This window comes from Vibrio sp. V09_P4A23P171 (genome assembly GCF_963875615.1).
Taxonomy (GTDB): domain Bacteria; phylum Pseudomonadota; class Gammaproteobacteria; order Enterobacterales; family Vibrionaceae; genus Vibrio; species Vibrio anguillarum.
This window is the reverse complement of sequence record NZ_CAWNMR010000018.1, coordinates 32,767-47,311: the sequence shown is the minus strand read 5'-3', so window position 1 is coordinate 47,311 and position 14,545 is coordinate 32,767. Positions and strand designations below refer to the sequence as shown.

At 42.4% G+C, this 14,545-nt stretch carries 13 protein-coding genes and 3 pseudogenes; 2 read left to right on the top strand and 14 right to left on the bottom strand.

Annotated elements, in window-relative coordinates; all coding sequences use genetic code 11:
• Positions 1 to 400, top strand: a 400-nt coding sequence (locus AACT23_RS07315; RefSeq protein WP_303396346.1) for a phosphate signaling complex PhoU family protein, incomplete at its 5' end; no start/stop codon positions are given.
• 206 nt (positions 401 to 606) lie between these two features.
• Here the strand turns inward: AACT23_RS07315 and arsB are convergent.
• The 11 genes and pseudogenes from arsB to AACT23_RS07260 all read right to left on the bottom strand — a co-directional run bounded on the left by arsB (position 607) and on the right by AACT23_RS07260 (position 9,311).
• A pseudogene (arsB, locus tag AACT23_RS07310) lies at positions 607 to 1,699 on the bottom strand (ACR3 family arsenite efflux transporter).
• 45 nt (positions 1,700 to 1,744) lie between these two features.
• Positions 1,745 to 2,081 (bottom strand): annotated as a pseudogene (locus tag AACT23_RS07305) (metalloregulator ArsR/SmtB family transcription factor).
• A 218-nt stretch (positions 2,082 to 2,299) separates the two neighbouring features.
• Complete coding sequence (locus AACT23_RS07300) at positions 2,300 to 2,632, bottom strand: YnfA family protein (protein WP_094128516.1); 333 nt, start codon at positions 2,630 to 2,632, stop codon at positions 2,300 to 2,302.
• 397 nt (positions 2,633 to 3,029) lie between these two features.
• A pseudogene (locus AACT23_RS07295) lies at positions 3,030 to 3,137 on the bottom strand (hypothetical protein); the annotation flags it as partial.
• Between the two features lie 212 nt (positions 3,138 to 3,349).
• On the bottom strand, positions 3,350 to 3,760 hold the full coding sequence (locus AACT23_RS07290; RefSeq protein ID WP_029827263.1) for a hypothetical protein: 411 nt from the start codon (positions 3,758 to 3,760) through the stop codon (positions 3,350 to 3,352).
• Entirely contained in the window at positions 3,761 to 6,283 is a 2,523-nt protein-coding gene (locus AACT23_RS07285) for a T6SS effector antibacterial DNase (RefSeq protein ID WP_094128513.1), read from the bottom strand.
• A gap of 209 nt (positions 6,284 to 6,492) precedes the next feature.
• On the bottom strand, positions 6,493 to 6,933 hold the full coding sequence (locus tag AACT23_RS07280; protein ID WP_019827556.1) for a ribonuclease HI: 441 nt from the start codon (positions 6,931 to 6,933) through the stop codon (positions 6,493 to 6,495).
• A gap of 81 nt (positions 6,934 to 7,014) precedes the next feature.
• Positions 7,015 to 7,215, bottom strand: a complete 201-nt coding sequence (locus AACT23_RS07275) for an AlpA family transcriptional regulator (RefSeq protein WP_055035460.1) — start codon at positions 7,213 to 7,215, stop codon at positions 7,015 to 7,017.
• A gap of 68 nt (positions 7,216 to 7,283) precedes the next feature.
• Positions 7,284 to 7,883 carry an inovirus Gp2 family protein gene (locus AACT23_RS07270; protein ID WP_094128510.1) on the bottom strand — a complete coding sequence of 200 codons (600 nt, stop codon included), beginning with the start codon at positions 7,881 to 7,883 and terminating at the stop codon, positions 7,284 to 7,286.
• A gap of 53 nt (positions 7,884 to 7,936) precedes the next feature.
• Positions 7,937 to 8,611 carry an inovirus Gp2 family protein gene (locus AACT23_RS07265; RefSeq protein WP_094128507.1) on the bottom strand — a complete coding sequence of 225 codons (675 nt, stop codon included), beginning with the start codon at positions 8,609 to 8,611 and terminating at the stop codon, positions 7,937 to 7,939.
• Between the two features lie 64 nt (positions 8,612 to 8,675).
• Complete coding sequence (locus AACT23_RS07260) at positions 8,676 to 9,311, bottom strand: inovirus Gp2 family protein (protein WP_094128504.1); 636 nt, start codon at positions 9,309 to 9,311, stop codon at positions 8,676 to 8,678.
• Positions 9,312 to 9,899: 588 nt separating this feature from the next.
• Between AACT23_RS07260 and AACT23_RS07255 the strand changes: the two genes are divergently transcribed.
• Positions 9,900 to 11,195: a hypothetical protein gene (locus tag AACT23_RS07255; RefSeq protein WP_094128501.1), complete on the top strand. Its 1,296-nt coding sequence runs from the start codon at positions 9,900 to 9,902 to the stop codon at positions 11,193 to 11,195.
• Positions 11,196 to 11,663: 468 nt separating this feature from the next.
• Here the strand turns inward: AACT23_RS07255 and AACT23_RS07250 are convergent, their stop codons facing one another.
• The 3 genes from AACT23_RS07250 to AACT23_RS07240 all read right to left on the bottom strand — a co-directional run bounded on the left by AACT23_RS07250 (position 11,664) and on the right by AACT23_RS07240 (position 14,407).
• Positions 11,664 to 13,367: a S8 family serine peptidase gene (locus AACT23_RS07250; RefSeq protein WP_094128498.1), complete on the bottom strand. Its 1,704-nt coding sequence runs from the start codon at positions 13,365 to 13,367 to the stop codon at positions 11,664 to 11,666.
• Positions 13,368 to 13,681: 314 nt separating this feature from the next.
• Entirely contained in the window at positions 13,682 to 13,978 is a 297-nt protein-coding gene (locus tag AACT23_RS07245) for a Dabb family protein (RefSeq protein ID WP_064624362.1), read from the bottom strand.
• A 144-nt stretch (positions 13,979 to 14,122) separates the two neighbouring features.
• Positions 14,123 to 14,407, bottom strand: coding sequence for a type VI secretion system PAAR protein (locus tag AACT23_RS07240; protein WP_094128495.1), 285 nt, complete (start codon positions 14,405 to 14,407; stop codon positions 14,123 to 14,125).
• Positions 14,408 to 14,545 lie beyond the last annotated feature (138 nt).

Genomic DNA, 14,545 nt, shown 5'->3' with positions numbered 1-14,545 from the left:
CCATCCGGGTGACAAAGACTATTTTGATGGTATTGAATTACAAGAAGATGCGTTTGAAACAATTAACGCGAACGTGATCAATATGCTGCAAAAATCGATGAACGCTTTTCACGATCTCAATGCACACGATGCGCTAGAAGCAGCAATGTTAGATAAACAAATCGACAACAGCTACGGCGATATTTTGCGTCAAAATGATAAAGATATGCTGGTGCAAGGCACTCACTATCAAACCATTTTGGAGATCACGTGGATAGGTCGCGCGGTCGAACGGATTGGCGATCACGCGCGCAACGTTTGTGAGTACACGATTTATTTTGTGACTGGCTTGGATGTTCGTCACCAAAACGATCAAGCGATTGCGGAGCTTTTGGCAAGCCCCAAAAACCAGTCGTCATGATATGACGGGTAGTAAAAAAGGCTGCTCTCCATCGCAGCCTTTTTGTTTTTGGAGCACTGTCGAATGTTACTTACTCATCAACCAAGCCTCCCTACTGGATTGCAGTGGTGTTAGTTACCTAGGTTAATTCTAATTACATTGTTGCATTCTTATCGGGATGAACTCATTGACTGCTTAATGGCAAGATCATGACGTTTGTGAATTGGTTATTGATTGTGCGCTTTAATACCATGATGGGGAGGATAGTACTTCTTCTTCATTCGTAATGCGACGTTGACCAAAGCAATTAAAACGGGCACTTCAACCAAAGGTCCAATAACGCCTGCAAATGCTTGATCAGAGTTTAATCCAAATACAGCGATTGATACGGCGATAGCCAGTTCGAAGTTATTGCCCGTTGAAGTAAAGGCGATAGAAGCATTTTGGTCGTAAGGGATCCCCATACGTTTCCCGATGTAGAAGCTCACAAAAACATCACCATAAAATAGATGATCAGTGGCACTGCAGTACGGAACACATCCATCGGTAACTCGATGATCATTTCACCTTTCAGACTAAACATCAAAACGATGGTTGCCAAAAGCGCAATCAGGGTGATTGGCGAAATACGCGGGATGAAGACTTCGTTGTACCACTGTTCACCTTTTGCTGAAACTAATAGTTTACGGCTTAAGAAACCCGCTAAGAAAGGGATGCCTAAATAAATTAAGACGCTTTGTGCAATATCCCAGATAGTGATGTCAACAACGAAACTTTCAAGGCCAAAGTAAGGGGGTAAAACAGTAATAAACAGCCACGCCATAAAACTATACGTGACAATTTGAAACGCGCTATTTAATGCAACCAAAGTTGCACCGTACTCTTTGTTTCCGCCGCTGATATCATTCCAAACCAACACCATAGCGATGCATCGAGCAAGGCCGATCAGAATGAGTCCTACCATATAACTAGGTTGATCGCGTAAGAAAATGATGGCTAATGTGAACATCAAAATCGGTCCCACGAGCCAGTTCATCACTAAAGAAAGCATTATCGCGCGTTTGTCACGAGTTACTTCGCCTAGAAGGCTATAATTTACTTTCGCTAATGGAGGGTACATCATTAGGATTAGGCCAATAGCAAGCGGGATATTGGTTGAACTACAGATAGGCTTTCGTTCCACTGAGCCGACAGAGGGAAGCACACTCCAATCCCGACACCAACGGCCATTGCAAGAAAAATCCATACGGTTAGATATCGATCTAGGAAACTCATTTTTTCAGATGCGCTGGTTTCGCCACAGCTTGAGATATTACTCATACAGACCTCTTTAATATGAAATTGATAAACCAACTGAATAGAGCATTATTCACTTATACCATTCGAGAATGTTTTGCCTTTGATGAACTGCAACTCTGGCTCGATAAGTGCCAAATTATGCTTGAGGGTTATCTCCAGCACTTGCTTAACCCAAGGAGCTAACCTGGGATTGATTCGGTAGTAAACCCACTTACCACGTCGCTCATCCATAACAAGCTCGTGCTTTCGCAGTTCGGCAAGATGCCGAGAGACTTTGGGTTGACTGAGATTAAGCGCCTCCATGAGATCACACACACAATTCTTCTTGTTTCTGCATTAACAGCAGAGACTTAAGCCGAGTTTCTTCAGCAAATGCTTTGTAAAGAAGGATTGGATCAAACATAGGAACTATTCAACGCAATAAAACATATGAAATATCATATGTTTTATCTTCCGTATGTATCAATTTTTCAATTAAACATGTTCTTCTGAGAGATAAGTTAGTTTGGGAAAAGTAAGTCGATGTCAAATGGCTGTCTTAATGTTGAGACCAAAATAGGGACAGACCTAAGGTGGAGCTTGCTCATACCCCTCAATTTGAAATGTTTCAATAGTTCATTATTAGGTGTACCTTGGCGCGAACATGATGATAGCCATGCCGATCAGCGCTACCGTCACACCGACTATGTCCCATAAAGTTGGTCGAATACCATCAACTATCCACAGCCATAGTATTGCTACGAAAATGTAAACCCCACCGTAGGCAGCATAAACCCTACCAGCCGCTGTTGGGTGAAGAGAAAGCAACCAAGCAAATAGTGCTAGGGATAGAGCTGCTGGTAGTAAAAGCCAGACAGATTTCCCGTCTTTCAACCAGAGATAAGGTAGATAACACCCCAATATCTCTGCTACTGCTGTAATAAAGAACAACCCGATAGTTTTTGCTTCTACCAACTCAATTTCCTCATATTATTTATAACCGATTTAGCACTGAATATCACAATTGTAACGTTCAGCTCTCAATGATGCAGTCTTTTGGCTATTGCTTCAATTTATGAACCCAGACACAACAAAGAACAACTGATAAATTTCTTAAAAGCAACATTTCGCCCTGACACGGTTCCACCGTTCATCAGAGATAAGTTTTATTAGGGCTACGCATAGTACAGTTGACAATAGTGCTCTTTGCCGTAAAGAAGGAATGGGGCAAAAACTTGCTAAGAGAGCGGTTGGTCTAATGCCCGCTCTCGCTTCCTCATCGTATCCACCTTCAGATATATGTTATCTAGAAAAACGCAAATAACAGGCAATAGCGGCTTGTTAGATTGAGCCTACAAACCGCATTATTACATCAATCGATATCACTTCTAGCGGCATCAACGGCTAGTGAGTCCGCTATCTCATTCCCTCTGACACCAAAATGCGCTCTAACCTTTTTGACTTCGACGTACCTTTCAGAGAGAAGAGCATCGACTGTCTACCACAAGCGGCTATTTAAAATCGTGCTTTAATCCGCTCTACGCCAGTTTTTCTTCTTCCAGCTATCACAATGTCTGAAGGCAGTGAAGCCAGCAAAGAAAAGTAACTTCACCAGCAGCGGTAAAAATAACAATGGGGAGCGTGATGCTCCCCATTCTTTTTTGCTTCTATACACCAGTTTGAAGGTATATGTTATCGATAAAAAACACTCTTGACCTTGGTAGAACCAACTTCATATAAGACTTGAATAGTATGACCATTCACAGACTTGTACTTGTCCCAAGCTCCGACAACACCAAGTACTGGTACTTTTTTCTCTAACATCGATTCAACAGGCTTCCCCATCATCTGATGAACTAGTTCCTTGGATGAGATATTCTTTAAGTCATCCATAAAGAAGTTAGGATTCGTGGCAACAATCAATTTTAGAACGCTGCTGTTTGCGTCAAATTGAAACTCCAGCCCATTATCAAAAGTTCGAATGTAAAATTCTTCAGTGTAGCCATCCATCGTCGATGGCACATTACCTGTTATTAACGCTGCAAACTTAGGGTTTTTCACAAGGTCTTGATAAGTGCAGCCAATAAAATCTAAATAGTTCATCTAATACCATCCGTTTGCTTTATTTAAGCGGTGGAGCTCTTCTCTAGCGTCCTCAAGTTGCTCATCAGTGTAGCCATTTTCTTTTAAACATGTCTTAATCGCATCAAAATTCGAATTTACTGCCGCATCTAGATCACCTGAATCAACTTGCTGCTTTTCAAGTTTATTTCTTCCACCATATGTTTCACTACACTTTTGATGAATCTCTCTCGGGATCGCTACTCCAGCACCTGAGTTAATAATTTCTTTCTTTTCATCAGCAGTTAAAGGACGTCCAAGCATTTCTTCCGCAGCTCTTAACAATGCCGCCTGAGATGGAATATGATCTATATCCATTCCATCCTTTTTGCTTCTTGGCGCTAAGTCGCCATAAGTGCCTACTTCCAGTGGTTTTACCTTAGTAATTCCAGCACTACGCTTATTAAATACTAAGTACAAGGAGGACACGCCAGAATCCGCAGGGAAAGTCACAATATACTCAGCAAGCTCTTCCTCGGGATAGAGCGCTGTACCTATCTCTTGTTCATGCTCTTCAATCGGGCGCACCCAAATGTTGTGTACATCGAGCTGATCATTTTCGGGCAATACAGTATCAGGTGTTAGTACATCCGTTGAGCCATCCGGTGTCCATGTAATGGTAATCCCATTCTCTAGTTCAGCAACAAAGTGCTGTCCTTTCTGTACCGCCTCACGCTTCGCAACTCGCTCACCATAGGCGCTACCGTCTCCCGTTTTGATGCCGACCACTTGCTGTTTACCATTCTCGTCTGTGTACATATTGAAACGCACACGCATCGTCGTAGTGTCACCAGTCACAAAATCTGGATTTCCGTCTAAGGTGCCATCACCAAGCTGAGACGGCCATAAGGCGGCCACTAGAAAGCCCCCCATTCGCGCAAAGCCTGCTAACGCTTCTCCTGAAATCGACCATGTGCCTATCGTATTGGTCGTATTGCTACTGAGAATGCCAAGGTTCGTTGCTGCACCATTTGCGGGGATCGCAAGGAGTGCCGTTTTACCATAATCGGTTGCTTTAGAAGCCGTGGTGATGGTGGTTAAGTTCGTGACGGGCAATTCTTTCTCAAACAGACTATCGCTGTTTATCGCCTTAAACTGAGTTCCTGAGATAAGCGAGTCAGAGTGATCATAATGCGTGTTCGCCAAGCAGCTATAGGTGCAAGGGGAAAGCGGAGGTAAATCGGTCGCTTTTTCTGGAGTGCTCTGGTTTTGTTCGACGGCCTTAACGGTCAGCGTATCCCCGACTTTCAATGACATCGGATCGGCATTGTACTGCGGATTCAAATCCAGTAATTGTTTCGCCGACAAACCATATTGCTCTGCAATGGCTCCCCATGATCCTCGTTGGTTGGTCTTAGAGTCCGTTCCAACAGTATGCGTTTCTGGTTTACTCTCTGCTTTCTCTGTGTCCGAGGGTTGAATGGTTTGTCTTTCTGCGACAGGTTGCTTGGGCGCAGCAAGCAATTCGTTGATATCAAGTTTAATACCATGTTGAGCCAACCAGTCATCATCGAGGTTGTCTAGCTCTTCTCGGGTAATTGGCTGTTCAAGATAAATCAGATGTTGGTTTTCAACGTCTTTACCTTCGAGCTTCCAGTAAACCAGAATGGCACTTTGATAGATGTTGTAGCCTTGCTCATCATTAAGCTGCTCGTGAGTGGAGCGTGTCGCGTAGAAGGCCCACTTGCCATTTCCTAGCAGCTTGTATTCTTGAACTAAACGGCCATTGTAGAAATGGTAGTAGTAGCCTTCTGTTGGTAGCCCCAAACGCTCACCAAGCTGCACTGAGGGGACAACTGGGATAAAGGCTTCTCGCACTACACCAGAGCCTATAGGCTTCACCTGCACATTGTCGGGAACGCTAATACCCAGAGCATTGGACGCTACTTTAGCGACTAATTTTTTCGGTTCATCAAAGGCGGTATGAGCCGTATATTTTGTACCGTGCTCGGTTGCCTCCGTCTGCCAACGGCCAATCAGGGATTCTTGTTTGGTTTTCGCCAGTTCAAACGCATACCCCACGCTTTTTCTAAACGTCTCATCCGAGCAAGCCACTTCAAAGCAATATTCGTATTGCAGTTTTGGTGGTGCATCTGAGGTATCAGGTTTTACGGGCTCAGGAACGTAGGTCTCTTCAATGTTAGGCGCATAACCAGCGGCGCTTTGAGTGGGCGCAGCACTGCCAGCCGCACCGCCAGACATTTTTGTTCTGGACAGGTAGGCACTTTTCGCTTCTGGCGATAACGCCTCTTGCCCTTCCGCCGACAAGCTCCATGATTTGCTCATGCCATCTCGGAGCATCACAGGCTTTGAAGGGGAATCGGTCAACAAGGCTAACTCACCACTTTTCAGCTTGTCCATAAAACTGGAATAGCTCATCCCCTGAGGGAGTGCTGAGCCTAACGCTCTTTCGTCCAGCCGACCAATGTCACCTTCAACCTGACCGAACTCATATGCCATCAGTTCGGTTAACCGTACCACTCGATAACCCACAGTTAAATCCATCTGCTACTTTCAATAGGCGTATTCTACCTAAACAGTCGTAATTGCAGGATTTATAACCATAAGTTCGGTCTACCAATTGCAGACATTGTGATTTTCACCCACTACATCCAAACCTATTGATAATGACTTCATCATTAACCAACTTAGCCCAAACAAAAAATAGGGCATAGCTTGAGAGGTGTTACCCTCCCAAACTATGAATTCTTGTATTAGTCAGCTTCCGCAGCTTCAACCGCCAACAGGTCAGCTCTTTCATTCCCTTCAATGCCCGAATGTGCTTTGACCTTAAATACCTCGACATACTTCCTAGAACTCAACTCGTCCACTTGTTGCCAAAGCTGGCGGTTTTTAACCGGTTTCTTATCCGCTCGACGCCAACCTCGGTCTTTCCAATCGTCCATCCAGATGTTGAAACCTTTCACACAGTAATCACTGTCCGAATAGATAACATCTCCATCTTCTGCGTATTCCAATGCTTCAATTAAGGCCAGTAGTTCCAGCTCAGCATTGTCGGTTTTTCGATTGATGGTGATGCTCTCTTCATGAACAATCTCGTTGTCTTCATCCATGACCACCAGCCCGATACCACCTCGTGTACATCCGTGTTGGTTGTTTGGTGCAGCGCCGTCTACGTAAATTGAATAACTCATTTTTATCTCTCTCTAATTGCAAAAAGGGCGCATGACTTTGCTTAGCCAGCGCCCCGTTGATGATGTGATTTGCTGTTTGTGTTACTGAAAGGATTCTGCGTTGTCTCTCATGCTCAGACGCGATTCCATCCATTCCTCTATTTCACTTTCGACCCAAGCTACCGCTCGTCCACCGAGTGGCACACTCTTCGGAAAATCGGTTTCATCAGCCATGAACTTATAGATAGTGGAGCGGCCTAGCCCTGTAATCGCCATCACGTCTTTAAGTCGTAGAAATCTCATGGGAATTGTCTCCTCTTGTATATACCCATGGATAAGTCGCCACGGTAAAAAAGTGCAGTCGGCCTAATCTAATCTAGGCTAGAGCCAAAGCAGTAACGCTCTTCTTTCCACGCTTCAGCAAGGCTGCTCATGCGGAGGAAGACACAACGCTTTATATTGGTATCTTTGCTCTTACAGCGTGTTCCTAGTCCATAGTTCCCTCGGTCGTTAAACAAAATGATTGATCGCTCTTTGCCTTTGTAGTGCTTTTCTATCGCTTCCTTCCAAGCTGTTTTTAGATGATCCACAAGCTGATTACCTTTATCCCAACAAATGGCAGGGCCGAAGTACTGACTATCATCAAGAAACAGCATTACTCGGTAGTTATGTGAAGGGGTTTTATCAGCTCGCTTACGCCATACATAAGGCAACAAATCGGCATCGATTTTCTCTTTCAGAATGTCAAAGTAATCATTGAGGATGCTGAGATCGGTGTCTTGATGATCTTTAGGCAGGTATAAATCCAAACGCATCGCAAGAGTACGTTGATACTGAGTCAGAGCCTGATCAAAGACCTTATCCATCGTGGTAAGCGCTGATTCATAAAGTCCCTTATTGCTGTAAAACAATGGATAATCTTTAAATGTTCTAGCACGAGTAATGGTTGGAAGGTGGGTTGTGTTCGACATGAGTAATACCTCTCAGTGTGTGAATGACATAGGCATTACTCGCTCTGTATTTTTTAAGGTGAGTCGTGACTACAACCAAAGCTCTTGTTGCGTTGATCGTTCTGGTTGGCAATGGGTTTCGCGAGACGACTGATTCGATAAAAGAACTCGTTTAACTGTAACGGGAACACTTCAGCGTCAGACAACAGCTCAAAACCTTCATTCGTAGGAGAGTAGGCTAATCCAGAGCATGGTTGGCTGTAATAATCTTCAACCACCCTATCCCATGTCTTCCTCACTTTTTTGTAGAGAAAACGTCCCCAACCCTCTCGTCCAGTGCCGAAGTTTTGAAAGAGATCCCTATCAAAGAGCAAGATAAGATGATGATGCTGGCTGGTGGATTCACTGGCCTTCGCCCAGATATAGCGAATGACCGTTTGCTGGTATTGATAAGTTCTGTCGGTGTATTTGTCTCTACAGAGCTCATTAGTCTCCGATTCTAAAATACGAAAGAAATGGGCAAACACCGCTAGGTAATCTTCCCCGAAGTCACTCGGTAGGTTTAGGTTGATGTGAACAGCAAAGATTCTTGGGTATTGGTTTAGTGCTTCAGTCAGCACTCGGTCTATCTCCTCTAGGTATTCGAGAACGAGACCATCCTTGTGGTAGTAGAGTGGCTTTCCATTAAAGGTTCGGTCATGAGTGATGGTGTGGACTCTTTGATGAGCTACGTTGATTTGATGAATCATGATTGGTTCCTGTGGTTTGTTGTGATTCCCACAGGAACTGTTTCCAACGTAATTTTTAAGGGGATTAAGAACTAGTAGCGAAGTTTCTCATGTCCCCTCCGTATACCTTTGAGTTAGGTTTCGCGAAATAGCACACCCTTTTGAATAGCTCATTCTTCGATTGTTCAATATCCGATGCATTCAGGTTTAAGCGATACACACCATTCTTGCAGAAATGAACTAGTGCTGGTTTCTCCTGTTTGATAGCACTGCACCATGCTTGTTTAATCAAGTCGGCTAGAGAGCCATCTGACGCCCCAACATCCCCGAGTTGATAATAGATATCTTTATTCAAGAAAATAGCCACATGGTAGTGGCACTGCTCAGAGGTATTCTTCTCTTTTGCCCAGATGTAACTGGTCTTGTTCTTTAACCCCCTTCCCCAGCTTTTCTCTTTACGTTTTATATCTACGTCCAATTTGGCATTTAGGGATTTGAAGAATCGAGTGATGACTTTCGAATCCGAATCATCGAAATCTTCGGGTAAGTGTAGGTCTATCCGAAAGACGGATAGCCTAGTATGATACTTCAATGCTTTCTCTATCAATTGAGAAATCTTGTAGAGGTAAAACTTGCGATAGAAGAATCGTTGCTTTCGTTTCGTTGGTTGAGGTAGGTCGTAGTTGTTGAACTTGTCTTCAGATGTGTACTGATGATTCATGATGTTGTTATCCCTATTCGTGTGTCTCTCATACACACAGGGAATAACGTAAATTTTAGTAGTTGGCAGTTATGTATATTACCTATACCAACATATCCTCATGACATCGAAACGACCTTGCAACAAAAACTAATCCCCTTTTTATAAAAACAGTAATCCTTTTACGCAAAAATCAGACAAAACAGACTTAAGGATACAAATAATCATGTTTCCTTTCACTCGAAACTTATCACCTTGGATTTTCAATTCATTAAAAAACACACACTACAACCAAAGAATGACATCCCATTCAGTTTATATCAAATCGTTAATTTGATTATTTACCAGAGATGCTTTATATTAAATCCACTCAAAGTGAAAAATAACTTATGTCATATATCAGATATGGATGACCAGTCCACTTTTTGAACACTGCTAAATGACATTCGAAATCATCGTTCCTGAGTTTAATCTGAAACCTTATAGAGAAACCAGCAAAAAACCCACCACCAACCAACATAAAACCCACGATTTATAGTTGTAAAACTATCAATTCTCCTACATTTCTCCTACACTAGACCGACAAAAATCTTGCACAAACGAATGACCATGAGTACTAGAAGATATTTAGAACTGATTAAAAACTCATCAGAAGAAGACCTGAAACTTTATATTTATATAATTAAATGGGAATTAGAAAGTAAAAAAGATGAGGTAATTGATTTAAGTAATAGAAATAAATCAAGCCTACAATTAATATTAAAAGAATTAATTAGAGACAAGCTCGATATTGAATCTAAATACTTAGAAGAAGATGATTTAACTGAATATGAAAGTGAAGATTTGGATGATTTCATTAGCTCTTTATTTTCACGCGCTCAGCAAATAAGAGGAGATATTAGTAAACAGATAGAATGGTTATCTGAACCAAGGCCACTATATTTTTTCTCAGTATTGATGCGCGCTGTTTTCAATAACGATATTACTGACTTGTCTTACCCTGTAAAATCGGTTGACTTTAAAACAACAGAAATTAACTTTAAAACAGCAAAGTCATTAAAAATAGATACCGATACTAGTAAAGTTACACTGGGCAAATTCGCTCAAATGGCCCTAGACTCTGCCAAAAAGACACATTTCCTCGTACCTCTAAAAAGCATCTGTCCAAACAAAACATCATCAGCTCAGGATAGTATCGCCAGAACACTTGAGTATATTGCTGTTTCTTGTCATGTAGACGACCAAAGAGTAATGCTAGAAATAATTAATGATATAGAAAGTCTCTACCAATTGAGTTGTCGTTACGTAAACACAGAGTGGAACGTGTTTAACTCAAACGATGAAAAATTGAACGCTTGGTATTACCATTACTTGATGAAAAAGTATCCAGGAACCGGCTTAAACACAACTAATGATTCCATTAAACAAAAACATACCATTATGTGTATTTTTGACGTACTTTGCGCAACAACCTCACCTGATGATTTGAGTGAAAAAAGTAGCGAGGTTACAACATTTAAAAAAGTGGTAAAAGAACTCACTGATTCGTTTTCAAGAAAAGCTAAGTCCTCATCTTCACAAAGCAAAGCCTTCAGAACTAAAGAAGAAAAAACACTAACATTCAGTGAGGTGGATTGGGCTAAGTTGATCGAGCTTACTGGCAGCGATGGAAAAAATGAGATTAAGGCCAAGCTTAAAAAGTTGATCGATAGAGAATTGGAAAATCGAAAAAATGCTAAAGAGGGCAATGTAGATCAAGATTCCAACGACAATCTTCAAGCAACTCAAACTCACCAAGAACAGCAAGAACAGCAAGAACAGCAAGAACAGCAAGAACAGCAAGATGATCGTTTAAGACGTTTTTTATCTAAAGAAAGAATATATGCTGATCTGTTGAGTCAATGAAGCGGCAGAACAACATAGTTACGCTTTCATCCAAAACAGTGGAGCGATTAGGTTCAGGCTAATTGCAATGTGATCTAGCCAAGATTTTTCGTAAATCACTCTGATTTTGAAAGAACGATGCTGTTGGTTTCTTCGTGATGTACCACCAAATGTACCAATGAATAAAATGAAAACCAGTAAAATTTTTATTTAACAATAAGTTAAAATACAAAATTGAGTCTGGGAGGGCCACCAAATTCTAGAAGGTTAGTAAGCGTAGTGTTTACTGACCTTTTTTTGTCCTGACGATTTTGGGTCAGGTAATGGGTCAGACAAGCACCCGAACACGCACTCTTCTCTGAATACAAAAAGGCGTAGCTGGATGATATCAGCTACGCCTTTTATTACGCTCACGTTTAAATTAAGCCATCGGTAAATAGGCCTGTGCTTGCACAACAAGACAAAGTTGATCCATTACCGACTGCGACACTACTTACTCGCGAGTGTTTCAAAAGCGGCTTCAGCATCAACCATTCCACCCGAGATCGATAGTGCACTGAATGGAACAAACGTTTCAGGTGATGATGGTTTTTTCACTAACAGCTCAGGATAACGACGGGCGCTATCAAGTAATAGGGCTTTGAGTTCTACTGCGGAGAGCTCTGGATAGCGTGACCACACCATAGCGGCAACGCCTGATACTACAGGTGCAGCCATACTCGTACCACTATAAGTGGCGTAGTTATTGCCTGGCGTAGAAGAGAGAATGCGATAACCGGGTGCAAAGATATCAACCGATTTTTGGCCATAATTACTAAAACTGGCGACAAAATCTTCATTCGCGTATTTCGCTGATGCACCTACGTCTATCCAAGTTGAAATAGGTGACGATTCGTAAGTATCGGCAAAACGATTAGGGAAGCTTGGTTTACTATCATTATCACTTTGGCTATTGCCTGCAGAATGGATGATTAACACACCTTTGCTGGCCGCATAACGAAACGCGTGGTCAACTACAAATTTACGTGGTGAATAGCTTTTACCAAAACTCATGTTGATGATTTTTGCGCCATTATCCACCGCATAACGCACAGCATTAGCAATGTCTTTATCGCGCTCATCACCATTGGGCACCATACGCAACGACATGACTTTCACATCTTCAGATAAGCCGTCAATTCCGATACCATTGCGACGCTCTGCTGCAATAATTCCCGCCACATGCGTACCGTGTGATGCATCAGGCCCTTTTACATCATTATTTCCATACCCCTTTTCCCAAGGGTTGCTGATGTCATCTAAAACGATATCAGCACGAGGATCAAACTCAAGGTTGTAGTAGTAATCCAACGCATCTTGATATCGGCTTCGTCTTGACTCGAGGTAGTCAAACGAATACCAATCGTCGAATAGTGCCAACAAAGCTTGAGCAGCGGAGACGACTTCAGAGTTCGGATGTGACAGCAAAATGAGCAAACCTTCGGCCGTAAAATCTTTATGCTGAGTCAAGGCTAAGATTTGCGATTTATATTGATTCGCTTGCGCAATAGCTTCAGTGACCTGCGCGATCAGGGTTTGGTTACTCTGAACCTCGGCTAGATATTCCGTTTCTATTGCTTGGTAGTAAGCACGTTTTTGCTCAGGTATCCAATCATTGCCTTCTAATAAATCCAGGTATTTTTTGTACTCACGCGTCAGCTCTAATGTATCGTAATCCACATTGATACCAAGCGAGTTACCTAAGAAATTCCAACCATACACATCATCAATATAGCCATTACCATCATCATCAATGCCATTGTTTGGGATTTCTCCCGCATTAACCCATAACTTGTTCTTTAGATCTTCGTGTTCAATGTCCACGCCCGAATCTAACACCGCCACGATAACAGGCTGAGGTTTAAGAGGGGGCATCAAGGATTCATACACATAATCCGATCCAACCCCTTGGATAGAGGAATAGTTAGCCGAGAGATTAAACCAATCCCCACGCTGTTCAGAACTCCCAATCATACGCATGAAAAACAAACGAGGTTGGATAGCTTGTGGAGTATAGTCTTCAACAATATTACCTTTTATATCTTTAATAAAAGGCGAATTAATTGGGGTGGGTTCTACACTGACGTTTGCCGAAACCGATGCTGAAACGAGTATTGCTGCAGTAAGAGCAGAATATTTGTATCCTTTATTCATTTTATTACATCCTATTTAATGCGCTTAGAAAGCGACCAAAAAGATAAAACGCAACACAATGAAAATCATTCACAACAACAATAAAACCATACATTCATCCCATTATTGTGAATGCTTTGTGCTGAAAATTTGATCTAAACACCATTGATACAATGGTGAATAGAAGTTCGCAAAATATTGATAAATCTATACTTTAATGGTTTTTCATCATTTATTAATAAGCGAAGGCCGGCATAGGCCATCTAAACCTTGAGGTTTGAATCTTAGCGGCGAAGTCAGGGGGTAAACACCGTCTAGATTTTACTGGCTTGTAACTAAATCGAATAATCGAAAACGATGATCTCTTCGAGCAAAGGACGAAAGACATCCTTTAGCACGTTATGCTCTGGATGAGGTAGATAATTTTGGCGTCCTTGCTCATCGGTAAATGTCATTAAAACGCTGTGAGTATAACCTTGGTTTTTGCCTTCTGGGCTGTCGTTCACGCCCCACTCAACCGCAGCGACCCCCTCAATTTTCTCTGGCATGGCTTCAAACAGTGACTTGAGCTGTTGGATGTCGGCGGGCTGAGCTTGTGGTTTGAATTTGATTAATAAGATATGGCGGATCATTGTTCGCTCCGTTTCTGTCTGTAGAATTTCTTTTCATAAAGAGGGATAACGCTGGCTCACTATTGCTAAAGCTGCTGTGCTTAAAACAATAAAGCGGCACTCAAGGTTTGAAGCGCCGCTTTATATCTCAAATAGGTTACAACCTTAACCGATATTGACCGATGAACCACCAATAATTACACCACCGCAGTCAACGGCATCACCGACTCGCGCAGCAGGCTTGCCATCAATCATAACGCTACCCGATCCCCCTTTAATTACACGTGGGTGGCTTGGGTTGTTCGGTTTGTCATGAGGCTCTAGCGGGTCGCCCTGCCTTGCCACTGCTTTGCCATCAATTTTGACCGTCGGTGACCCAGCGGTGATCGGCGTAGGAGGAAAACCATCATGATCGGATCCGATATCTCCTACTAATGCACCATTTGCCATTGATTTGCTCCTTATCAGATTCGTTGATTAAGCTTATTGCGATGTTGTTTTTACCCTAAGGGTTTAGGATGTTATCGGCTAGTGACACACCATCAATACCGCTAAACAGCCAAAAGTGAGCTGTACGCAGCAGACACA

Excerpts from the sequence above, each read along its gene's own strand:
- AACT23_RS07275 (WP_055035460.1), bottom strand. The coding sequence starts at position 7,215 with ATGAGATTTCTACGACTTAAAGACGTGATGGCGATTACAGGGCTAGGC.
- AACT23_RS07260 (WP_094128504.1), bottom strand. The coding sequence starts at position 9,311 with ATGAATCATCAGTACACATCTGAAGACAAGTTCAACAACTACGACCTA.
- AACT23_RS07280 (WP_019827556.1), bottom strand. The coding sequence starts at position 6,933 with ATGAGTTATTCAATTTACGTAGACGGCGCTGCACCAAACAACCAACAC.
- AACT23_RS07250 (WP_094128498.1), bottom strand. The coding sequence starts at position 13,367 with ATGAATAAAGGATACAAATATTCTGCTCTTACTGCAGCAATACTCGTT.
- AACT23_RS07285 (WP_094128513.1), bottom strand. The coding sequence starts at position 6,283 with ATGGATTTAACTGTGGGTTATCGAGTGGTACGGTTAACCGAACTGATG.
- AACT23_RS07255 (WP_094128501.1), top strand. The coding sequence starts at position 9,900 with ATGAGTACTAGAAGATATTTAGAACTGATTAAAAACTCATCAGAAGAA.
- AACT23_RS07270 (WP_094128510.1), bottom strand. The coding sequence starts at position 7,883 with ATGTCGAACACAACCCACCTTCCAACCATTACTCGTGCTAGAACATTT.
- AACT23_RS07290 (WP_029827263.1), bottom strand. The coding sequence starts at position 3,760 with ATGAACTATTTAGATTTTATTGGCTGCACTTATCAAGACCTTGTGAAA.
- AACT23_RS07265 (WP_094128507.1), bottom strand. The coding sequence starts at position 8,611 with ATGATTCATCAAATCAACGTAGCTCATCAAAGAGTCCACACCATCACT.
- AACT23_RS07245 (WP_064624362.1), bottom strand. The coding sequence starts at position 13,978 with ATGATCCGCCATATCTTATTAATCAAATTCAAACCACAAGCTCAGCCC.
- AACT23_RS07240 (WP_094128495.1), bottom strand. The coding sequence starts at position 14,407 with ATGGCAAATGGTGCATTAGTAGGAGATATCGGATCCGATCATGATGGT.